General features: G+C 60.9%; 21 protein-coding genes. 13 read left to right on the top strand and 8 right to left on the bottom strand.

Annotation, left to right across the window (positions count from 1 at the left end; all coding sequences use genetic code 11):
* Positions 1–19 precede the first annotated feature (19 nt).
* The gene (locus JQ609_RS02235; RefSeq protein WP_212271868.1) at positions 20–835 is read right to left on the bottom strand and encodes a bifunctional 2-polyprenyl-6-hydroxyphenol methylase/3-demethylubiquinol 3-O-methyltransferase UbiG; all 816 of its coding nucleotides are present in this window, start codon (positions 833–835) and stop codon (positions 20–22) included.
* 108 nt (positions 836–943) lie between these two features.
* Here JQ609_RS02235 and JQ609_RS02230 point away from each other — a divergent pair, with 108 nt between their 5' ends.
* Positions 944–2611, top strand: a complete 1668-nt coding sequence (locus tag JQ609_RS02230; protein ID WP_212271867.1) for a sulfatase-like hydrolase/transferase — start codon at positions 944–946, stop codon at positions 2609–2611.
* Between the two features lie 49 nt (positions 2612–2660).
* On the opposite strand, the gene JQ609_RS02225 is transcribed toward JQ609_RS02230, so the two are convergent.
* Complete coding sequence (locus JQ609_RS02225; RefSeq protein WP_212271866.1) at positions 2661–2927, bottom strand: hypothetical protein; 267 nt, start codon at positions 2925–2927, stop codon at positions 2661–2663.
* Between the two features lie 257 nt (positions 2928–3184).
* On the opposite strand from JQ609_RS02225, the gene JQ609_RS02220 reads away from it, so the two are divergent.
* Together JQ609_RS02220 and JQ609_RS02215 are read left to right on the top strand one after the other, a co-directional pair.
* Entirely contained in the window at positions 3185–4339 is a 1155-nt protein-coding gene (locus JQ609_RS02220) for a hypothetical protein (protein WP_212271865.1), read from the top strand.
* Positions 4309–4542: a hypothetical protein gene (locus JQ609_RS02215; protein ID WP_212207043.1), complete on the top strand. Its 234-nt coding sequence runs from the start codon at positions 4309–4311 to the stop codon at positions 4540–4542. The genes JQ609_RS02220 and JQ609_RS02215 overlap by 31 nt, the downstream gene beginning before the upstream one ends.
* A gap of 227 nt (positions 4543–4769) precedes the next feature.
* Here JQ609_RS02215 and JQ609_RS02210 read toward each other — a convergent pair whose 3' ends face one another.
* Positions 4770–5048 carry a hypothetical protein gene (locus JQ609_RS02210; RefSeq protein ID WP_212271864.1) on the bottom strand — a complete coding sequence of 93 codons (279 nt, stop codon included), beginning with the start codon at positions 5046–5048 and terminating at the stop codon, positions 4770–4772.
* A gap of 134 nt (positions 5049–5182) precedes the next feature.
* On the bottom strand, positions 5183–8536 hold the full coding sequence (locus JQ609_RS02205; RefSeq protein ID WP_212271863.1) for an AAA family ATPase: 3354 nt from the start codon (positions 8534–8536) through the stop codon (positions 5183–5185).
* A gap of 203 nt (positions 8537–8739) precedes the next feature.
* Here JQ609_RS02205 and JQ609_RS02200 point away from each other — a divergent pair, with 203 nt between their 5' ends.
* The 5 genes from JQ609_RS02200 to glgA all read left to right on the top strand — a co-directional run bounded on the left by JQ609_RS02200 (position 8740) and on the right by glgA (position 14113).
* A complete protein-coding gene (locus JQ609_RS02200) occupies positions 8740–9648 on the top strand; it encodes an NAD(P)-dependent oxidoreductase (RefSeq protein ID WP_283813819.1) in 909 nt (302 codons plus the stop codon).
* 269 nt (positions 9649–9917) lie between these two features.
* Positions 9918–10052, top strand: a complete 135-nt coding sequence (locus tag JQ609_RS35450; RefSeq protein WP_283813818.1) for a hypothetical protein — start codon at positions 9918–9920, stop codon at positions 10050–10052.
* 110 nt (positions 10053–10162) lie between these two features.
* Positions 10163–11140, top strand: a complete 978-nt coding sequence (locus tag JQ609_RS02195) for an ABC transporter substrate-binding protein (protein WP_212207047.1) — start codon at positions 10163–10165, stop codon at positions 11138–11140.
* Positions 11141–11405: 265 nt separating this feature from the next.
* Complete coding sequence (gene glgC / locus JQ609_RS02190) at positions 11406–12665, top strand: glucose-1-phosphate adenylyltransferase (RefSeq protein ID WP_212271861.1); 1260 nt, start codon at positions 11406–11408, stop codon at positions 12663–12665.
* On the top strand, positions 12662–14113 hold the full coding sequence (gene glgA / locus JQ609_RS02185) for a glycogen synthase GlgA (protein ID WP_212271860.1): 1452 nt from the start codon (positions 12662–12664) through the stop codon (positions 14111–14113). The genes glgC and glgA overlap by 4 nt, the downstream gene beginning before the upstream one ends.
* Before the next feature lie 121 nt (positions 14114–14234).
* Here the strand turns inward: glgA and JQ609_RS02180 are convergent, their stop codons facing one another.
* Together JQ609_RS02180 and JQ609_RS02175 are read right to left on the bottom strand one after the other, a co-directional pair.
* On the bottom strand, positions 14235–15212 hold the full coding sequence (locus JQ609_RS02180) for an alpha/beta hydrolase (protein WP_212271859.1): 978 nt from the start codon (positions 15210–15212) through the stop codon (positions 14235–14237).
* A gap of 126 nt (positions 15213–15338) precedes the next feature.
* The gene (locus JQ609_RS02175) at positions 15339–15788 is read right to left on the bottom strand and encodes an ester cyclase (RefSeq protein ID WP_212207051.1); all 450 of its coding nucleotides are present in this window, start codon (positions 15786–15788) and stop codon (positions 15339–15341) included.
* Positions 15789–16163: 375 nt separating this feature from the next.
* On the opposite strand from JQ609_RS02175, the gene JQ609_RS02170 reads away from it, so the two are divergent.
* Positions 16164–17156: an LLM class flavin-dependent oxidoreductase gene (locus JQ609_RS02170; protein WP_212271858.1), complete on the top strand. Its 993-nt coding sequence runs from the start codon at positions 16164–16166 to the stop codon at positions 17154–17156.
* A gap of 1 nt (position 17157) precedes the next feature.
* Here the strand turns inward: JQ609_RS02170 and JQ609_RS02165 are convergent, their stop codons facing one another.
* On the bottom strand, positions 17158–17661 hold the full coding sequence (locus JQ609_RS02165; protein ID WP_212271857.1) for a hypothetical protein: 504 nt from the start codon (positions 17659–17661) through the stop codon (positions 17158–17160).
* Positions 17662–17821: 160 nt separating this feature from the next.
* Positions 17822–18085, bottom strand: a complete 264-nt coding sequence (locus tag JQ609_RS02160; RefSeq protein WP_212207054.1) for a cyclase — start codon at positions 18083–18085, stop codon at positions 17822–17824.
* 316 nt (positions 18086–18401) lie between these two features.
* Between JQ609_RS02160 and JQ609_RS02155 the strand changes: the two genes are divergently transcribed.
* The 4 genes from JQ609_RS02155 to JQ609_RS02140 all read left to right on the top strand — a co-directional run bounded on the left by JQ609_RS02155 (position 18402) and on the right by JQ609_RS02140 (position 21512).
* Positions 18402–19112: a hypothetical protein gene (locus JQ609_RS02155; protein ID WP_212271856.1), complete on the top strand. Its 711-nt coding sequence runs from the start codon at positions 18402–18404 to the stop codon at positions 19110–19112.
* 3 nt (positions 19113–19115) lie between these two features.
* A complete protein-coding gene (locus tag JQ609_RS02150; protein ID WP_212271855.1) occupies positions 19116–19505 on the top strand; it encodes a hypothetical protein in 390 nt (129 codons plus the stop codon).
* Between the two features lie 261 nt (positions 19506–19766).
* Entirely contained in the window at positions 19767–20312 is a 546-nt protein-coding gene (locus tag JQ609_RS02145) for a phasin family protein (RefSeq protein ID WP_212271854.1), read from the top strand.
* A 111-nt stretch (positions 20313–20423) separates the two neighbouring features.
* Complete coding sequence (locus tag JQ609_RS02140) at positions 20424–21512, top strand: mandelate racemase/muconate lactonizing enzyme family protein (RefSeq protein WP_212271853.1); 1089 nt, start codon at positions 20424–20426, stop codon at positions 21510–21512.
* Positions 21513–21564: the final 52 nt, after the last annotated feature.

The following is a 21564-nucleotide window of genomic DNA, read 5'->3' as shown; positions in this document are numbered from 1 at the left end:
GGCCGCGCGGCCCTAATCTTCACGAACCCTTTTTAGCCCTGACCGAATACGACAACGGCATCCGCGGCACGCCATCGGCAAGCCGCCACAGTCTTTCCGATGCCGGTACCAGGCTTGGCAGACCGCGCCAGGGCAACACTTCGTGCTCCCTGAACATCGTAATCGTCAGTCCGGCATCGATCAGGCCGCCGAGCACGGCCGAGAGCGAGTGGATCCACTCGCGGGTCGATCGATGCGACATGATCGTGGGATCGCCGGTGTAGGTGGTCTCGTTTGCGAACTGCAGCGGCCGGTCGGCAGGCGTTTGAAAATCGTAGGTGGGAACAAGCCTGCCGTCGAATTCTTCCATCACCGTGAAGGTGGGATGCGCGTCCGCGAAATAGAGCTCGCCACCCGGCGCCAGTACGGACGCAATGGTCTCTGCCCATTTCTTCATATCGGGCAGCCAGCAAATCGTGCCCCAGGTGGTGAAGACGAGATCGAACGGGCCCGGCGTCAGGGCAGGGGCCTGATCGACGGTCCCCTCGACGAAGTCCGCCTTCAGCCCGGTCTCATCGGAGAGGCGCCGCGCCACATCCAGTGCGGCTGGAGAAAAATCCAGCCCGGTTACCGTCGCGCCGCGCCGCACCAGGCACAGCGTGTCGCGACCGATATGGCACTGCAGATGCAGGACGCGCTTTCCCCTGATGTCACCGAGCTCGGCCGCTTCGATCTCATTCAGCGCATCCTCGCCCGCCCGGAACCGGTCGAGCATGTAGTCACCGGTGGTATCGCGTGCATGAATGGCGGTGCGCTCGTCCCAGTTCCGGCGATTGATGTCGAAGGGATCGGTCATGTCTGCTCCACCCTGATGACCCCTAGCAGATTTCAATGTCCTTCGCGAATGCACGCTTTCGCCATCGTGGACGTCGATTCATTCCTCTGGCATCCTATCGAGATGTCATTGGCCCTGATCATCCTGATCGCTCTCGCCGTTCTTTGGTTTGCGGAACGCAGCCTTGAGCACCTTACATTGGCTGCGGCCGGGCTGTGTTTGTGCACCGCAATGCTGCTGTTTGTCGTTAGCGATCTGGAACGCGCGATCCTGTTGTCATCCATCGCGGCGGCGGCAATTTTCGGAGCGTCGAGAGTCAAACATGATCACAGCGGGATCAAACTCATTGCAACCGATCTGCCGCTGGCTTTTGCGGGAACCGTTCCATTTTTATTGGTGCAGTACCCACTCGCACTGACGGCTGCGCTGGCCGGAAGCATCACGCTGATGCTAGCCGCGGTCGCGACCCTGATTTACGTGCGTGGACCGCCAGTACCGTTTGAACTCCAGATCCTGTTTTTCGGCGTGGCTTGCATCGGCCTGGTGGCAGCCTACCAAGCAAGCGGCGGGCCGGTACCTTTCCAGCGCAATGCGGCGCTCCGCCGCTGTTTTCTTTCCAGCTTCATCGCTTCGCTGCTCAACCCGCTTTCCTGGCGGCCGTCCGGCGGGCTCGCGCTGAGCGATATCGCCAAAGACCCGCTGCCGCTGATGGCGGCCGTACCGGCGCGCAGCCTCGACTATCCCGACATCATCGTGATCCAGCACGAGTCGATCTTCGATCCGCGCCTGTTTGGTCTCCCGGTTGAGCCGATTGTCGAATCGTTTCTGTCACCGGAAGACGGACTCCATGGCAGCCTCAACGTGGATATTTTCGGCGGAGGATCGTGGCAATCGGAATTCAGCCTGCTGACGGGCCTTTCAAGCGCGAGCTTCGGTTCGAACGCCTATTTTCTCTTCAAGCGCGGGGCCGGCCGCTTCCACAGCAGTCTTCCAGGGACGCTCTCGGCGCTCGGATACAGAACAATGCTGACTTCGAGCTGCCGCCGCAGCTTTCTCAGCTATGACAGGTTCTACCGTTCAATAGGGATCAACGAGCGTCTCTTCACGGATGATTTTGAACCGCCCTTCGACGTCGATCGTTTCGAAACCACGAATTCCGATGCGCTGTTTCTGGACGCCGCGCTCAATGCGCATATGAACGGCATTGCCGACGATGCCTCACCTCGCTTTCTATACGCGCTGACCAACTTCAATCACGGCCCGCACAACCGAAACCTGGTTGCCCCCGGGCGCTATGAAGGCGAGCGGGCGTTTGCCGCCGCGAGCCTTCCCGATGCACATTATGCCGAGTATTACGCGCGGCTGGTCGAGACCGCCGTGACCTGGAATAAACTCAAGTCCGAGCTTTCCTCCCGTTTTCCCAGGCGTCCGACACTCATTGTGCACTATGGCGATCATCAGCCCGTCATGACGCGGCGTATCGAGAAAAAACTCAAGCTCGGCCCGGACGCGAGGCGGCAGTTCCGCACGTTCTACGCGATGGAAACCTTGAATCACTTCCCTGATCGAATTCCGCGTGGACGCGGCCCGGACCTGGATATCGCCTTTCTCGGCACCGTGGCCTTGCAGCATGCCGGTCTGCCGCTGGACGAGATCTTCGCGACGCGCGCGAGCCTGCTTGAACAGTGCGGCGGCGCCTACTTCGCATCATCGTCGGAACGGAAACGACGGTTTCACCGGACCTTGGTGGATCTGGGCGTGATCGACGTTGCACCAGCCGTGCGATACCAGCGCTAGATATTCCCCGCAGGGCAGGGGCGCCACCGTGTAGACTGCAGTCTCGACATCAGTCGTCGCGGTAGCGGTACGGCGGTCGGACACGGATCGAGCGGCTCCGCCGCTCCTCCCAGGCCTCGGTACGCTGCCATCCGCGGCTGCGGCCGCGGCCGTCCTCAATCACCAGCGTGTCGACGCGGCTGCAGCGGCCGTTTGAGCAGTTGGATGAGGAGTTCGATGACTGACTTCCGGCCATCACCGGAGAGACGGCCAGGCTCGCAGCGGAGGCGAGGCCGAAGAGAACAATACGGAGTTCGCGCCTGCTTCGGTAGGACATGAGAGGTTCTCCCGCACGTTTGATTGACAACTTCGGTCCCCTCTAATGCGTTCCATCAGGCGGTCCAACAATGATGCCTCCTGTGCGGTTTCACAGGCTTGACCACCGTGCCGCGTTGCGAGCTTCGCGAATGCCTGTCGCTGTGGGATACGGCCCATGCCTGGTTGCTTCAGCAGGGTTTGTTGCATACCCTCGTGAGGTTCATCGTTAGCTTCCTTTCAGGCGAAATCATAATTTAGGCGATACGGGAGAAGTTGGTGGCTGCGCGATTGCTGTTTACGAGCGCGGGTAACGGTTCGAGTAACAATTTGGTCCGCAGCATCCGGGCCGGCGCCGGCTCTTCCTTTATCGTTGGCTGCAACGACGACCAGTTCGCCCTGAAGAAATCCGACGCCGACAGGAATTACGTCGTTCCGCCCGCCGATCACCCGGAATGGAGCGAGGTGCTGCGCTGGATCATGAAGACCGAACGCCTGCATCTCATTATTCCAACCGTTGATTCCGATGTTGAGAGCCTGTCGCGCGCCCGGAAGACGCTCGGCGAATATCTGTTTCTGCCGAGCGAAGCCGTTTTGGGTGTTTCCCGCGACAAGTACCGTCTCGTTTCACTGTTGCGCCGGAACGGCATCGACGCTCCCGAAACCTATCCGGTGCGGGACCTGAACAACGTCACCAAAATCTTCCAGCAGCTCAAGGGCGGCAGGCCATTATGGTGCCGCGTCCGAAGCGGGGCCGGCGCACTCGGCGCACTGCCGGTCCAGACCGCCGAGCAGGCACGGAGCTGGATCAGATACTGGAAGGAGATGCGCGGCGTGCCGGTCGCAGCGTTCTTGCTGTCGGAGTTTTTGCCGGGGCGGGATTTCGGCTGCCAGAGCGTCTGGAAGGACGGCGAGCTGGTGCTCATCAAGACCTACGAACGGCTTTCCTATCTTGGCATGGGCAGTCAGCCGTCGCGGGTCTCCTCGGTGGCGGGGCTGGCAAAGACGGTCTTCGAACCGAAAGTCGTGGACACCTGCGTGCGGGCCATCAAGCTGCTTGATGCAAGGGCGTCCGGCGTTTTCAGCGTGGATCTCAAGGAAGATGTGCGCGGCATTCCCTGCATCACGGAAATCGGCGTCGGCCGGTTTACGTCTTCGACCAACATTTTCGATATGGTCGGAAAGCACAACATGGCGAGGACCTTCGTTCAGCTGGCGCGAGGCCTGAAGGTCAAAATCGAAGACAGCTACGAGGCCTCGCCGGACTGGTACATGATGCGAGACCTCGACAGCGCGCCGCGCATCTTCCACGCCTCCCAATTCGCTGATAACGTTCGAAGTACTTGGCAAGGGGCCGCCTCGGATCGGGGCCGCCTGAAAACAACGGGAAGGGGCAAGAGCGGATGGCGTACATTCAAGTCAACAAGAAGATAAGCACCACAGGCCGTACCTATATTCGGGTGGCGGTCACGCCGAAGAGCGCCGAAGGGAAGGCGATGCTTCGTCAGTTCGTCGCGGGAGTGAAGGATTTTGAGAAAAAGTGGAAAGCGACCGCGGCCGCAAAAAAGGACCGTCTTGCAAGGGAAGCAAGAGCCAAGAAGAGAGCTGCCAAGAAAAAGAAAGCCTCCAGGAAGTAAGTCTCCCGAGATCCGGGATCCGGTCGTCACCGCGCTCGCAATCGATGGAGGCCTCGACAGCCATGAGCTCGAGGCCCTTCAACTTGAGCTGCGAGCGCTGGCCAGCGCTTGCGGACTGGAGGTCACCGCCCTGGAAGTTGCAGCCCCGGAAGCCAAGGCTGCCAAGCGCCGGATCGCTACGATGCGGCGCAGGTCAAAATCAGTTTGAACGATGTCAGAGGGCGCCGTTAAGCCACCAGCGCTTGAAGCTTTACCGCCTGTTCCCGGCTATGCACGGCAATAGCGGTGTGACTATAGAGGGCATTCGACTGAAGGGTGGCGAGGCGGTCGAGCAAACTGCTGCCCTTGACGACGTGCAGGCCCATTCCCTCTTCCGAGGGGAAGATACCCAAAACGACATCATAGGCCGCGACCACATCCCTCAATGCGGCGGCTGGATCTCTTGAATTTTCAATGAATGTGCGAACGTCCGCTGCGAGATCGCGCAGCTCATCAAAATTTTCCAAGGTCAGTACTCCAACGCAACTAACTGCCCGAATCTTGAATGCAGAAGATTACCGAACCATCAACAAATCCCTCGTAAGGGGGTTTTGCGCTGGATATGGCGTCTGCCTTTTCCGGCTCTTCTGTTCGACCTGGATTAGGACAATGAAGCAAGCTGCGACTGCGTCTGCTCCAGCCAGAATTGCATGCCAAGTTGCTGGAACAGGGCTGCGGCCGCATTGAGGTGCTGCTCGGCGCTTCCGCTCTGGCCGGCCGATCTGTAGCGCTTTCCGAGCCCGAGGTGACATTGAGCCGCCAGGGGGCGCAGATCGAACGCCTCGGCCTTTCGGAGGGCTTCGTGAAAATTGGTTTCGCTCTCGTCGAGGGGGGAGGGGTCACTCAGTCCAAGCTCGGCAAGCAGCCGAAGCGCGTAGGCTTCATAACCGTACTCTCCCTGTTTGCGCGCAATCAGGAGCGCTCGCCGGGCGGTTCGCTCTGCGTCGGCCGTGCGGGCGCCCTGTAGATAGGCTTCGCCCAGGCGAACCAGAATCATGGCGTGGCCGCCGAGGCGATGCATGGTGTTTCCGTCGCGTTCGGTTTCCTCCAGCAGCGCGATCGCCTCGTCCGCGCGATCCGCCAGGCAGTAAGCGTGCCCGAGCGCTAGGCCGATGAGCGGTAGCACCAGGGGAAGCGTCCACGAGCGGCCGAGATTGAGGGCCTGCTCGAGCACCGCGATGCTTTGCGCCACGTTGCCCTGCAGCGCCAGAACGGTGCCCTTGCAGTAATAGGAAAAGGCAAGGCTGTAGACCTGGTTCGCGCTTTCGGCGATTTCGACGGCCTCCTTGGCGAAAAACGCAGCGCGCTCGAACTCGCCGAGTTCGGCGAGCGAGCACGCAAGATATCCGCGCATGAATACGCCAAGAACTCCCGTGGTGCCCATCATCTCGGTGGCAATGTCACCGCGAAGGCGCTCAACGGCCGCGTCCAGTATCTCTGCTGCGCGACGGTGATTTCCCCTGGCGGCACACAGGGCCGCAAAATGTCCGCTCACCACCATCCGCAGCGGCAGTTCGTCGAGCTCTTCCGCGATCGCCATGGCGCGTTCGCCGGCCTCGGTGGCGGGATCGAGCTCCCCCATCAGGCGGTAATACTGACACAGGAACGATGAGGCCTGACCAAGCCTTCGCTTGTCGCCGAGCTGCGTGGCCTGCACCTGCACCTTCTGAAGGTGATCCAGGCATCGCTCGAGGTGGCCCAGCGGGTGAAGCGAGTTGCGCAGATCAAACCGGATATCGATGGAAAGTTCGATATTCTCCCTGGTTTCGGGCACTTTCTCGAGGATGGAGAGGGCCTGTTCGAACCAGACCCGTCCGTTCTCGAGCGCCGAACGCGACAGCGCCTTCTGTCCGGCCTGCCGGAGGTATCGAACAGCTTTCTCCAGCAACTCACCACGAACGGCATGCTGCGCCAGACGCTCGATGTGTTCGCCGAGCCGATCCCGATACAAGGTCTCTATCGCATTGACCAGTCGCGCGTGGAGCGAGCTCCGCCGCGCCCGCAGCAGCCCATTGTAGGTCACTTCGTGCGTGAGCGCATGGGTGAATGAGTATTCGACGTCCGGGTAGAGTCCGGTCTCAAAGAGAAACTCGGCCGTCTGCAAATGTTCGAGCGCATGCTCAAGTGCATCTTCGGTAAAATCGGCCATGGGTCGAAGCACCGCCAGCGGAATCTCCCGGCCCACGACGGAAGCTATCTGCAGCAGATTTTTATCGCCGGGGAGAAGCCGATCGATGCGCGCCGCCAGGATGGCCTGTACCGTGGGTGGCACCTGAATATTTCCGATCGGGCGCATCAGCCGATAATGACCTCGTTCTCCCGACAAGGCCTGCGTTTCCACCAGGGCACGGACAGTTTCCTCGAGAAAAAACGGATTGCCGCCGCGCCCCATGAGAAGCTGCTTGAGCGGATCAAGTTCGGGATCCCGGCCAAGCAGCACCTCCAGCAGATCATGGGTGTCATGGGTCGGCAGCGCGCTTAACCTGACCTGGCGGTAGTTTGGCCTGGAGCCCCAGACATCCTGGTAGCCGGGACGATAGGTGACCAGCAGCAGCAGCCGGGCCGAGCCGAGAGCGCCCGCCAGGGCGTCGAGCAATGCTTGCGTCTCGTTGTCCACCCAATGAAGGTCCTCGAAGATCAGGAGAACGGGCTGCTTGCGGGCTGCCTGCAGGATCAGGCCTCTTACGGCATCAAGATAGCGACGCCGGCGCTGAGCCGGATCGAGCGTGAGCCAGCCGGCGTCATCGACGGGTATGTCGAGCAGCGCCAATAGCGCCGGAAGCGCCGGTTCAAGCCCTTCGTCGAGCGCGATTGTTTTCTCGACGACCTTGCGGCGTATTTCGTGCTGCTCGTCCCGATCCTGGATCGCAAAATAGCTCTTGAGAAGCGCGACCACGGGCAGGTAGCTCGTTCCTCGTCCGAGCGAGATCGCTGTGGTCTCAAGCACCAGCCAGCCAAGCAGCCGATGCGAGTGAGTGAACTCATGAAGGAGACGCGATTTGCCGACGCCGGCCTCGCCGATAACAGCGACCAATTGGCCTGCCCCGGTGGCCACTGGCTGCTGTGCACGGCGGAGCTGATCCAGTTCGGTCTCGCGGCCAACGAACTGGGTTAGGCCCCGAATGGTTGCCGCCTGCAAACGGGTGCGCGCGGGGCCGGCGCCAACGAGTTCATAGACTTCCTCGGGCTCGGCAAGTCCTTTGATCGTCATCGGGCCGAGAGACCGCGCGGTGATGTATCCTTCCGCCAGGCGGATGGTCTGCGTTGTCGTCAGGATCGAGCCGGGCCGCGCCATCTGCTCCATGCGAGCCGCCAGATGCGCGGTCTCGCCAACGACGGTGTATTCCATGTCGAGATCTTTACTGATAGCGCAGACGACAATTTCCCCGGAATTGATCCCGACGCGAATTTTGAGCGGCTGTTCGGCACGGTCCGCCAGTTCGGCGGCAGATTCCTGTATCATCAGCGCGGCGTAGCAAGCGCGCACGGCATGATCCTCGTGCGCCAATGGCGCGCCGAAGATCGCCATGATCCCGTCACCCAAAAGCCTGTTGACCGTCCCCTCATAGTAGTGGACGGCTTCAATCATCTGCTCGAGCACGGGATTGAGGATCGCCTGCGCACTCTCGGGATCGCGGCCGTATATCAGCTCCAATGACCCCGTGATATCGGCAAACAGCACGCTGACCTGCTTGCGCTCGCCCTCGACTTCGGCTCTGGCCGTGAGGATTCTTTCGGCGAGGTGGCGCGGGGTCGGCGGTCTCAGAGCCAGGGAGCGCGAAGACAAAAACGTCGGCACGCTCCGGCCCGTGGGGTGACCGCAATGCGAGCAGAACTTGGCCGTGGGCGAAAGCTGGTTGCCGCAGCTCGTACAGACAGGAGCCAGGGCCAAAGCGCATTCCTCGCAGAACTTCGCTTGCGCGCTGTTTTCGTGCTGGCAACCCGGGCAGATCATGTGAGCTTCCAGGATAAAATAGGATAATCGAAAAAATCGAGCAATCGAAGGTAGCGTCCAGCACCACTGGCAACAAGTCAGTATTTCGGGCATCACTCAACTGGCGAAATCGGCCGTCCGAGGGGAAGTCCGGATTTGCGCCGGACCGCGAAGCAACGCCAATGATATGATTTGCCGCGGTTGGCCGGGAATCGTCGGGCGAGTTGGTTATTCTCAGGAGTCAACAGGCTGGAGGTCACGTGACAGATCGGACAGTGGGTATCATTGGACTGGGCATCATGGGGGGCGCCATCGCCCGCAACCTCGTCGCGCGCGGCTGGGCTGTCGCCGGATTCGACACCGAGCCGGCGCGCAGGAGCGAGCTTGCGCTTGCCGGCGTTGATATCGTCGATGGCACCAGCGCCGTCGCCGCCCGCGCCTCGACGATCATGACGAGCCTGCCCAACGCCGGGGCTGCCCATGCGGTTGCTGCGGAAATCGCCGCGTGTGCGATAGGTGAGCGCATCGTTGTCGAACTCAGTACGTTCACCATCGCCGACAAGGTGCGCTTCAAGCAAATTCTCGAGCCTGCAGGTCATATCGCGCTCGACTGTCCGCTCAGCGGCACCGGCGCCCAGGCCGCGGTCCGGGACCTCGTCGTCTATGCGAGCGGCGATAAAGCCGCGATCGCGCGCTGTGGCGGCCTGTTTGCCGACTTTGCCAAGCAAAGTGCCGATCTCGGGGAATATGGCAATGGCAGCCGGATGAAGTTCGTCGCCAATCATCTGGTCGCCATTCACAACGTCGCCTCGGCGGAAGCGATGCTGCTCGCAGAACGGGCCGGCCTCGATTTGAATCAGGTGATCGAGATGATCGCCCCCGGCGCGGGCGGTTCGCGGATGTTTCAGATGCGGGCCCCGATGATGGCAAGCCGTCTCTATGAACCGGCAACGATGCGAATCTCGACCTGGAAAAAGGACATGGCCATCATCGCGGAGTTCGCCAGCGAGGTCGGCTGCGAAACGCCGCTCTTTGCAATGACGCAGCCGGTTTACACACAGGCCATGGCGATGGGATTGGGCGATCAGGATACGGCCGCGGTGTTCGAAGTGTTGAAGGCGGGCGGCCCGTAACGGGTCAGCGCCGGACGGCCGCTCGGCGCCGGGAGCGGTTATTCCAGAACCAGCGGCGAGGCGACCCCGCCGGAAATGACGATGTCAGTCCGGTCGCACGATATGTGCCCTAAACCAAGGGATAGCCGGCTCCATCCCAACTGTGTAGCGGAAGGCTACCTCGGGACGGCCGAGCCATACCTGCGTGCAATGGTGCCTGCCGACGCGTCGCGCTACCAATCCAGCACGACGGAATGCAAGCAACGGAACCGGACCTCCCGAGACGGCAGTTGCAAGATAAGGTCGGCGGCGTAATGCCCGCCGGCCTTTTTCTTTTTATCGCGCGGCGCGCCGAGCTTCTGTTGATGGGTTCGAATGCTCGCTGGGCGCGCCAGCAGCTGACGTTCCTCTGGGGCGGTTTTTGACCCACAACGGACGTCGGCTTCCACGAACATTGTTGTTCCGGGTATCTGTCCGTCCGCTCGCGACGTGTTAAGGTCCGCGCATCGGATCGTGCGTGTCCCTCGGAGGCGCCATGCGACGCCGGGAGTTCGTCACCTTGGTTGTGCGTGCGGCTGCTTTGTGGCCGGGCATAGCGCTTGCGCAGCAACCGGCTGGCAAGGTGTGGCGTATCGCATACCTTCATCCGGAAACTTTGGATCATCCCGCTGCCCGTGCGCTATTTGACGCTTTCCGCGCGGAGATGCGGGCGCTTGGCTACATTGAGGACAAGAACCTTGTCATCGATAGTAGGAATGGAGAGGGGAAAGCTGAACGCTTGCCTTCATTGGTAACCGAGCTGGTTACGCGCCGGCCGGATGTTATTGTTGCTGTCGCAACCCCAACCATAGCTGCTGCCCAGCGCGCCACCTCGACCATTCCCATTGTAATGGCCCCTGCCACTGATCCGGTTCGCTCAGGCTTCATCAAGAGCTTAGCTCATCCCGGAGGAAACATTACCGGTATGGCCAATATGTTTGGCGACGCCGTCGGCAAGTCGGTTGAACTCCTCCACAGCATACTGCCGTCCGCCAAGCGTATTGCGGTGCTAATGTCTACCAATCCGACCCACCCGCAGCAATACGAGTTGGTGGAAGCTGCTGCGAAAACGTTTGACCTTACCGTCGTTCGAGTGATGGCACCCACGCCTGACGATCTCGAACAGGCGTTTGACAGGATGCGGCAGGAAAACTGCGACGCTCTGTTTGTCCTTGCCGATCCAACCCGGCCGAAGATTGTTTCGTTAGCCGCCAAAGCAAGACTACCGGCATTTTATCAACTCAGCACTTTTGTTGATTTGGGTGGACTAGCGAGCTACGGCCCCGATTTAAAGCCAGTTTATCGCAAGGTGGCGCATTACGTCGACAAGATCTTCAAAGGAGCCAACCCGGCAGAACTTCCCGTAGAACAGCCTGTTGTCTTTGAATTTGCTCTAAATGTAAAAACGGCCGCGGCGCTTGGCCTAACCATTCCCGACACCATTCTAGCCCGAACGGACAAGGTCATCGAATGAATTGGACAATTTCCATTATCGGCACTTAGCCGACGCCGCCCAATCGTCGAATGCCCGCTTTGCGCCTGCAGCAACCGTTCGGCCCGGTGGAACGGCGAACCTCCGACTGCCGTCGAAGGAACAAACTTCAGAACTCGGCCGTTTTACATACCACTTTCCGATCAACCAATCGTCCCGCTACTATCAGTCCCATGGCCCTCGACCCTGCCTTCCGGACAAGAGAAGGTGTCGGGGGCATGCGTTGTGGTTCACAGGGAGGACAAAAATGGCCATCGTCAACGAACCGCTTTCACGCCATGCGCTCGCCTTCGTTCTTGCGGGCGGTCGTGGAAGCCGGCTCCTGGAGCTGACCGACAAGCGCGCCAAACCCGCGGTCTATTTCGGCGGAAAATCGCGGATCATCGATTTTGCCCTCTCCAACGCGGTGAACTCCGGAATTCGCCGGATCGCGGTTGCAACCCAATACAAGGCCCACAGCCTGATCAGGCACCTGCAAATGGGCTGGAACTTCTTTCGTCCGGAGCGTAACGAGAGTTTCGATATCCTGCCGGCGAGCCAGCGCGTCTCGGAGACCAACTGGTACCTCGGAACGGCGGACGCGGTTTATCAGAACATCGACATCATCGAGTCGCACGATGCCAAATTCATCGTGCTGCTCGCCGGAGATCACATCTACAAGATGGACTATGAGCGCATGCTGAAGCAGCATGTCGAGCAACGTGCCGACGTCACCATCGGTTGTCTCGAGATGCCGCGCGCGGAGTCGAGCGGCTTCGGGATCATACACGTGGACGACGAGGGCATCGTGAAATCCTTTCTCGAGAAGCCGGCCGATCCGCCGGCGATGCCCGGCAAGCCTGACACGTCATTGGCCAGCATGGGGATCTATGTATTCGATTCGAAATTCCTGTTCGACGAGTTGCGGCGTGACGCCAACGACCCGAATTCGAGCCACGATTTCGGCAAGGACGTGATTCCCTACCTCGTCAAGCACGGCCGGGCGGTGGCGCACCAATTCTCTACCTCCTGCGTCAGGTCCGGCGATGATCCGCGCGCTTATTGGCGGGATGTCGGGACCGTCGACGCTTACTGGGCCGCCAACATCGATCTCACCGACGTCGTCCCGGAGCTGGATCTTTTCGACCGCGCATGGCCGATCTGGACCCATGCCGAGATCACGCCTCCCGCCAAATTCGTTCACGATGAGGACGACCGGCGCGGACAGGCGGTGACTTCGCTGGTCTCAGGAGGATGCATCATCTCCGGCGCCGCATTGCGCCGCTCGCTGCTGTTCACCGGCGTGCATGTCAATTCCTATGCAAACATGGAAAATGCCGTCGTCATGCCTTACGTGAACGTCGGCCGGCATGCGCGATTGAAGAATGTCGTGATCGATCGAGGCGTTGGCATCCCGGAAGGTCTCGTGGTCGGCGAAGATCCCGAATTCGATGCGAAACGGTTTCGAACCACGGCGCAGGGTATCACGCTGATCACGCAGCCGATGATCGACAGGCTCGATGCATGAGCGAGCTTCGCGTCCTCGCGGTCGCCTCTGAAATCTATCCGATCGTCAAGACAGGAGGTCTTGCCGACGTCGTCGGCGCGCTCCCGGCTGCGCTCCAAGCGCATGGCATCGAAACGCGGACCCTGGTGCCGGGATATCCCGATGTCATCAAGGGGCTGACGGTCGCCGAGGAGTTCCTCCATGTGCCGGAATTTTTTGGCGGACCGGCCCGCCTGCTCGGTCGCGTGCATGGCAACCTCAATTTGCTCGTGCTCGACGCGCCGCATCTCTTTGCACGGCCCGGCAACCCCTACGTCACCCCTGATGGCAAGGACTGGCCTGATAACGGCGTGCGTTTTGCCGCGCTTTCGAAGATGGCCGCCGAAATCGGCCAGGGCGCCATTCCGTCGTTCGTGCCTGATGTGGTGCATGCTCATGACTGGCAGGCCGGCCTCGCGCCTGCCTATTTGCACCTTACCCATCAGCGCCGGCCCGCCACCGTGATGACGGTCCACAATCTGGCCTACCAGGGCAAGTTTCCGCATCATATGCTCGGTGCGTTCGGCTTGCCGCCGGAATCTTTCTCGATGCACGGCGTCGAATATTATGGTGAGATCAGCTTCCTGAAGGCGGGCCTGCAATTCTCCGATCGCATCACGACGGTTTCGCCGACCTATGCGCGCGAGATTCAGACAGATGAGGGAGGTATGGGGCTCGGTGGGTTGCTGCGCGAACGGTCACAGGTTCTGAGCGGCATCCTCAACGGCATCGATATGTCGGTCTGGAATCCGGAAACCGACCCCGACATCGCCGCGCGTTTCAGCGCGACCGAGCTGGATTCCCGTGCGGCGAACAAACTGGCCCTGCAGCGCCGGTTTGCTCTTGATCCATCGCCAAACGCCCTGCTGCTCGGCGTGGTGAGCCGGCTGTCCTGGCAAAAGGGACTGGATATCCTCCTCGAGAACCTGCCGACCATCCTCGGTGAAGGAATGCAACTCGTCCTGCTCGGGAGCGGAGAGGCGGGTCTCCAGCATGCTTATCAGACCGCCGCAACGGCGCACCCGGGCCGGATCGCGGTTCTGATCGGCTACGACGAAGCGCTCGCCCATCTCGTTCAAGCCGGCGCCGACGCCCTCGTCGTGCCGTCACGCTTCGAACCATGCGGCCTGACCCAGCTTTGCGCCCTGCGATATGGCGCTGTCCCGATCGTATCGCAGGTCGGCGGCCTTGCGGATACCGTCATTGACGTAAGTGAGGCCGGTGGCGCTGCAACCGGCTTGAAGTTTGGGCCCGTCACGGCCGAAGCCCTCGCTGGCGCGCTGCAACGAGCCAGTCTCCTCTGGCACGACCAGCAAGCCTGGCGAAGGTTGCAATACAATGGCTTGTCGACGGATGTATCATGGCGCAAGCGGGCGAGCCGCTACGCCGCCCTGTATCGCGATGTCGTCGCGTCTCGCCGGAATCAATAGCACCGCATTTGCTGAGCGGCCGCTTCGCGCCAGAAGCGGTCCTTCCCGGGATGATTGCTATTGACCCATCTCAAGAGCCGCCGAAAGGAGCCCTGGTTCGCGGCCATGCAGTTTGCCGACGCTACTTTCGTGCTGTCGCAATATCTTCGCCAACTCGATTGTCACCCGAGGCCAACGTGGGTAGATGGACCCGCGCCAGTTCCGAAGCTGCTTTGGTTGTTCCGCAGAGGCTTCGGCCTAGAAGGTGGCGGTGAAGAAACTCGATCTCGTCCGCGACCACTGCCTCGTGAGCCGGCCCGTCGTAGATGTCGAAGTGATCGACACCTGGATAGATGCGGAGCTCACCTTTCGGGGCTTGGCGCGCGGCCTCAACTGCAGGTCCCGGCTTGGCAACCTGATCGTCCGCAGCGACGCAAACCAGCCAGGGACAGTGAAGCGAGGCGGCATGTCGGATGGGACTATATGGTGGACCGAGCAGCCAGGCCGCGGAGACGCGGTTCCGCCATCGAGATTCCTCGCCGATTGCGACAACGCGGCGCCAACCGACCTCAGATCCGGGCGCGCTGATGACTGCCGCCTCATGGGCCTGACCAACGGCAGCCAAATAACGACCTTCGGCCGCTGCAGCCTTCATTGCCTCTACGACATGCTGAGGTTTGGTGTAAGTCTGAGAATCCCTGTCGAGATATGGGACCTGGCTGATAACCGCGGCCACCCTGCGGTCCTCCGCTGCCGCGGCGAGCGCGTTGCCGCCGCCCAACGAGGAGCCAAACGTCGCCACGCGTCCGGCATCGATATCGGGCAGCGAACGAGCAAACGCAATGGCAGCGCGCCAGTCTTCCAACTGAAGGGACGGCTCGAACAGGTCCGGCTCACCCGTGCTGTCGCCAAAGCCTCGATGATCGAAAACGAGTGCCGCGATACCGGCGGCGGCAAACCTTTCGGCGAACGCACCAAGCCGATCTCGGCGTGTGCCGGTCAATCCGTGGGCCATGACGATAACAGGTCTCAACCCTTCATCCGCCGCCGCGGGGTAAAACCACGCAGCGCATGTGTCATGACCGGAGGCGAACGTTAATTCCTTGCGACTCATGCTCATGGAACTTGTCCTGCTTGTTTTTGATCTCACAGCTTCCCAGCAGCGAGCCGAACCGGGGACTGACCCGGTCCAACTCGTTTCCGGATGGCTGCTGCCGACATTGTCGGAGACGGCCATCACGATTGATCAGGCCGCGCGCAAGATATTGAGCTGCTGCAGCGCGGTCACGCCATCGTCCAGGCCGACCTCTTCTGCGATCTTGCCATTCTCGACGCGGAGCACCGTTATTCCGCTGAAGCGCATTTTCCGGCCGGAAGCCGCCGGCAGTGATCCGATGATGAAATCGTCGAAAGCGGACCCCGTGTGTGTTCCGCCGCCTTCCCAACGACCGACGACGTAATCACCTTCCGCGATCAAGTCCGCAGTGCCCCCAAAGCCGAGATCTGGAAACGCATCGCGGAATCCAGTCATGAATTCCTTCACGTCCTTGCGACCCCGACGCGGTTCATGCAGCGAATACTGCAACAGCATGTCAGGCGCAGCGAGTTCGTCGACGATGTCGGGATTCCAGGGGTTGCCCCAGAACTCCTTGAACCAGCGGCCAACAATAGCTTTATTTTCCTCTTCCTTCGACATTCGTAATTCCTTCTCCATTGTGTGCTCACAGGTCGTAAGTGAAACGTACGCCGCGGCCTTCAGAGTCAGAGTCGCGTTCAAACTCTTGCCGCGTGTCATCGTCCTCTGACCTATTGCACGACCGATGTTCCAACCACCCGTTTCCCGACACGAAAGAATTTCGCTGCCACGGCATTTGCGCCATAGCGGTCGTCGGCGCAGCGACGCGCCCGGCGCTATCGGTTGGTCGCCATTCGATTTCAGCAATTGACCCACACGGCGACAGTATCCATATGGGAGCTAAGAATCGGATGAAGCCTGCCGTTTCGGACTAGCAAGCATGCGGCCTCGTAGCTCGGGCGGCGTCATTTCAAGTGGTTTCGTTCGGGAGTTTTCATGGCCGCACTGTCTATCCTCGATCTCGTCCGCGTCACCGAAGAGACCGATGCGCGGGGCGCGCTCTATAATGCCCGCGATGTCGCGGTTCATGCCGAGGCCTGGGGCTATCGCCGCATCTGGGTGGCGGAGCATCACAACATGGCCGGCATCGCGAGCGCCGCGACCTCGGTCGTGATCGGTCATATCGCAGCGGGAACGAAGACCATCCGGGTCGGCGCGGGCGGCATCATGCTCCCGAACCATGCGCCCTACGTCATCGCCGAGCAGTTCGGCACGCTGGCGCGGCTGTTTCCCGGCCGCATCGACCTTGGGCTGGGCCGCGCTCCCGGCACCGACCAGCTCACGCTGCGCGCCTTGCGCCGCACGCCTGAAGCCGCCGAAAACTTCCCGCAGGACGTTCTGGAGGTCCAGGCCTTCCTGGCGCCCGCGGGTCCCAATCAACGCATCCGGGCGGTGCCGGCGGCTGGCACGGAAGTGCCGCTGTGGATTCTGGGATCGAGCAATTTCGGCGCGATGCTGGCGGGTGAACTCGGGCTTCCCTATGCCTTCGCCTCGCACTTTGCACCCGAGCTCCTGATCCCGGCGCTGCAGATCTACCGCAGCCGCTTCAAACCGTCCGAGCAACTCGACCGTCCCTACGCGATGGTCGGCGTCAACATCATCGCCGCCGACAGCGATGACGAAGCGCGCCGGCTGGCGACGACGCAGCAGATGTCGTTCACCAACATCTTCCGCGGCGCGCGCGGCCTCAGCCAACCTCCGATCGACGACATCGAGAGCTATTGGTCGCCGGCGGAAAAGAAGCAGGCGATGGGCATGCTCGCACGCTCCATCATCGGCTCGCCCGAGACGGTTCGCGCCGGCATCGATGCGCTGGTTGGGGAAACCGGAGCCGACGAACTCATGATCGTGTCCGATGTCTACGATCACGCCAAACGGCTGCGTTCCTTCGAACTGATCGCCGCCGCCGCGGGGATCGCGGCTCGCTGAACTAGATTTCGCAGCCGGCTGTATTCAAGGCCTTGCGCAAGCCACCAAATGCGCTCAGCCGACAGTGCAGGGGCTCGCTGGCGGCGGCTTTGGAACGCTCGGAATTGGCAGTTCGCCTGATATCGGTAGTTCGCCTGATATCGATGCTCTTTGGCTTCGGCTTGGGAAGGGCAGCGGTGGTGACCTTCTTTGCTTTGGGATCGTGCCGGTGGCGGTTAATCTTCGGGGCCTCCGAAGGCCGTACAATGGTGGCTTCCGCAGGCGGCGAAGGAGGAATGGGTTCGTTGACCAGAGCAGGCTGCGCTGGCGTCTCGGTTTTCGCATAGTTAACTTCGAGCTTATCGGCCTTCGCCAACGCACCATGTGAATCGGAAATGTCGACGGTTGTTTCGGCAAGGGGCTGAACGACCGCTGTTGCAGTACGCGGCGGAGTTCTGAGTTCCATGGCGGCAAGTGCTCCTATCCCCAATGGGATGAGGAGGCCCAACAACACCATTCTCAACATGATGCTTCTCCAGCCATAATGGTGCCGGTGCAAATTCTCCGATCTAATGGGGCAATCTGGCGGCGGTCCGCGCAGGAACCTCACCCACGCGCAGAATGTTTGCCGACAGGGTTAACCGCCCGCCGATGTCGCCTTATCGAGAGTATCAGCCGATCAAGGATCAGTCGATGAAATGAATTGTCGGCGCACCCTCCACACCGGCCTTTTGCATCGCAGCCTTCAAATCATCGCTTGCCGTCCAGGCGCGCGCCTTGGCCAGGTCCGATACGTTGCCTACGATGACAAGGTCGTTAGCGTCTTCCGTGTTGCGGTAGACGCGGCAGTTAGTGACTCCAGCCGCGGTTCGGCTCGATTCGTGGGCGTCATAGCCCGGACGCCATGCTGCGTAGTCACGGACTCTGTGATGGATAATCATCGAAGCCATCGGTCCCTCCCGCATGTTGTTTTGCAGCGAACGGCAGCGCCGATCGCCGGTCAAGACCGTAAGCTTTTTTGTACCTGGCGTCTAATGAATGGCCTGCTGCACCGCAATTGCGGGCGTACGATCGCAAGGCAATTTCGGCGTAATGCCCACCGGTCTTTTTCTTTGTTCAAGCGGTGAGATGAACTCCTCGCGATCGTGGCATTCGTGACGCGTTCTTGATGGCTTGCAACGTGAACCCGGTCGCGCCATTTCCCGGCTCGATGGCCCAGCGAAAAGTGCTAGGTTGTCGCGTGGGGGCGCACCGGAAATCTTTCAAATGGATCGGTATCCAGGCGATCAATTCCCTTATGCGGCGTTCTTCTGGCCTGCGATCGTCGCTGCATCGGCCGCTGAAACCGCCTCGTCCGTCGCGGCGCAGCTTCTTGGATTCTCCGCCGATGCTGACGGCGCCGGTCCTGCGAAGGAGCCGGAAGGAGCCACGCCAAGCACGATCGCGCTGGATCTGCACAGCGTCCGGCTGCGTGACTTTACTGTGGGGGGAAGCGGCGTTCCCGCCCTGCTGTGCCCACCGCTCGCGCTGCATGGAGCCGCGATCGCCGACCTCGCAGCCGGCCACAGTCTCGTTGATGCCCTTCATGGCGCCGGAATTGAACGTCTGTTCATGGCCGATTGGCGCTCTGCCAGCGCTGACATGCGATTTCTCGGGATCGACGAATATCTTGCCGATCTCAATGTCCTTGTCGATCATCTCGGCGGTCTGGTCGATCTCGTGGGGCTTTGCCAGGGCGGCTGGTTATCCCTGGTCTATGCGGGGCGCTTCCCGGCCAAGGTACGCAAGCTTGTGATGGCCGGCGCGCCGATTGATATTGCCGCGCAGCAATCCGGTTTGTCTGTTATCGCCGAGGCGACCCCGCGGTTCGTGTTTGAGAGCCTGGTCAAGTCAGGCGATGGTCTCGTTATCGGCCGCAAGGTCGCGCCGTTCTGGGGGAACGAGACTGACCCGAACGATATCAGAAACGCTCTGTAGAGTGTGCACCCGATCGGCTCGCCGGAATTCACCCGATTAGAAGCCATCTTCAAGAACTGGAATTCCTGGACGATCGACGTTCCCGGAAAATACTATCTCGAAGTTGTCGAGAAACTGTACAAATGCAACGCGCTCGCCAGCGGAAACTTCGTCGCCCTGGGAAAGGAGATCGACCTCTCGCGGCTGCTGCTTCCGATGTATCTTCTGGCCGGAAGCGCCGACGACGTGGTCGCCCCGGAACAATTGCTTGCAGTGCAACGACTGGTCGGAACGCCGGCGCAATCTCTGCGCCACGCGATCGCTCCGTGCGGCCATCTAAGTCTGTTCATGGGGAGGCGCACGCTTGAGGAGTATTGGCCCGGGATTGTGCGCTGGATGAAGGAAGCGGAATGAGCCCGGTGACGTCCGCTGATAGAAGCTGCCGGACGTCGAGCTTCCAGCATGCCCGTTTGCGCCAAGAGCGGCCGTCCTCCTCGATGCCTGACAAGGAACCTTGCTCCGCGCAAGCGTCCCGCGTTCCGCGTTCCGTTCAAATTTTCCGCTACCACACCAAAGCCGCCCAAGGGACAAGCCAGAACCGCGATTCCATCGCAAACATGGCGAAGTCTTGATGTCTGGTCTGATTTCGACAGCGGAATTTAGTGGAGTTCAACAATGTCGACGACGCACCAGGGCAAATCCGGCGGTAAGCCCCGCCAGCGCAGCCGGAAGACGGACCAGCAGAGCCGGAAGTCAGGACAACAGCCAAGTCCGAATCTTGATCCGCAGAATGAAGCTCAGATCGGCCCAATGGTGGCGTCACCTGAGGTTTCCATGGCGATGGCGTTACCTGAGGTTTCCACGGACGACACAGCCGCGCCTGCGGCCGTCATCGGCGAAGTTGAACAGGCGGATGTGCCCTCGATTATCGCAGTTCTTCCTGCGAACGAGGACCCAGTCAGTATTCAAGAGAACCCAGTCAGTATTCAAACCATCGCGAATGCGTACCGGGACTACACCAGGATGTCGCTTCAGGAGAGCGGGTTGCTCGTCGAGAAGCTCATCGGCGCGCGGTCGTTCGACAAGGCAATTGAGATTCAGACCGAATTTGCAAGGCAGGCCTATTTGACGTTTGTTGCCGAGACGCAAAAGATTTGCGAGCTCTACCGCGAACTTGCCAGGCAGACATTCACACCTTGGGGGAGCATGCGACCAAGGTGAACCAGGCCGCCGATCACGACCGTTCCTTCCGGAGAGCACCCATCCGATGTAAATTGTTGAAGCAATTGCCCTGCTAACGGCGTCAGCCTAGGATACCAAAAAGGGCGGACCATGGCGCTTATCAGGATGATCGACACCGGGCTCTATCGGATCCCGCTGACCGTTAGCCTCTCCGACAGCACGCACGGCCAAATCAACGCCTTCGAATTGATCACGTGCCGTGTCCGCGATTCCGACGGGGCCGAAGGTGTCGGCTATACCTACACGGTCGGCCGCAATGGCGGCGCGATTGCCGATACGCTCCGGCGGGAAATTCCCGGACTGATCGAGGGCCGCGAAGCTGATGACACGGAAGCGATCTGGCATCATGTCTGGTGGGCATTGCACTATGGCGGCCGCGGCGGGCCGCCCGTGCTCGCGCTCTCCGCGCTCGATATCGCGCTGTGGGACCTCAAGGCGCGCCGCGCCAACGTGCCGCTGTTTCGTCTGCTCGGCGGCTTCGACGCGCGCGTACCCTGTTACGCCGGCGGCATCGACCTCGATCTTTCCGTGGAGGCGCTGCTGCGGCAAACTGACGACAATCTCGCCAAGGGCTTTCGCGCCATCAAGATGAAGGTCGGCCGGCCCGATCTCGCCTCCGATGTCACGCGCGTGCAGGCGATGCGCAAGCATCTTGGAGACGGCTTTCCGCTGATGGCGGATGCCAACATGAAATGGACGGTCGAGGAGGCGATCCGCGCCGCGCGCGCCCTGCAATCCTGCGACCTGACCTGGCTTGAGGAGCCGATCATTCCCGATGATGTTGCCGGTCACGCCCGCATCATGGCCGCCGGCGGCGTGCCGATCGCGGCGGGCGAAAACCTGCGCTCGCTGTGGGAGTTCAAGAACTATATCGCGGCCGGTGCGGTGTCGTATCCCGAGCCCGATGTCACCAATTGCGGTGGCGTCACAGTCTTTATGGAGATCGCGCGGCTCGCCGAAGCGTTCAATCTTCCGGTGACCAGCCACGGCGCACACGACATTACCGTCCACCTGCTCGCAGCCTGCTCAAACCGCTCCTATCTCGAGGCCCACGGTTTCGGGCTCGACCGCTACATCGAGCAACCGCTCGTCCTCGAACAGGGCATGGCACTGGCGCCGGCGCGGCCAGGCCATGGCATCACCTTCGACTGGAGCGGACTGGCGCACGTCGCGTCATAGGCCAACGACGCTTGCACCAGAGAAAAGACATTTCGCGGCCCAGTTCGCCGGT

The sequence above is a fragment of the Bradyrhizobium sp. AUGA SZCCT0169 genome, from assembly GCF_018130085.1.
In the GTDB taxonomy this organism is placed as follows: Bacteria; Pseudomonadota; Alphaproteobacteria; order Rhizobiales; family Xanthobacteraceae; genus Bradyrhizobium.
Note: the sequence above shows the minus strand (reverse complement) of the source record. Positions and strands in the feature narration are given on the sequence as shown.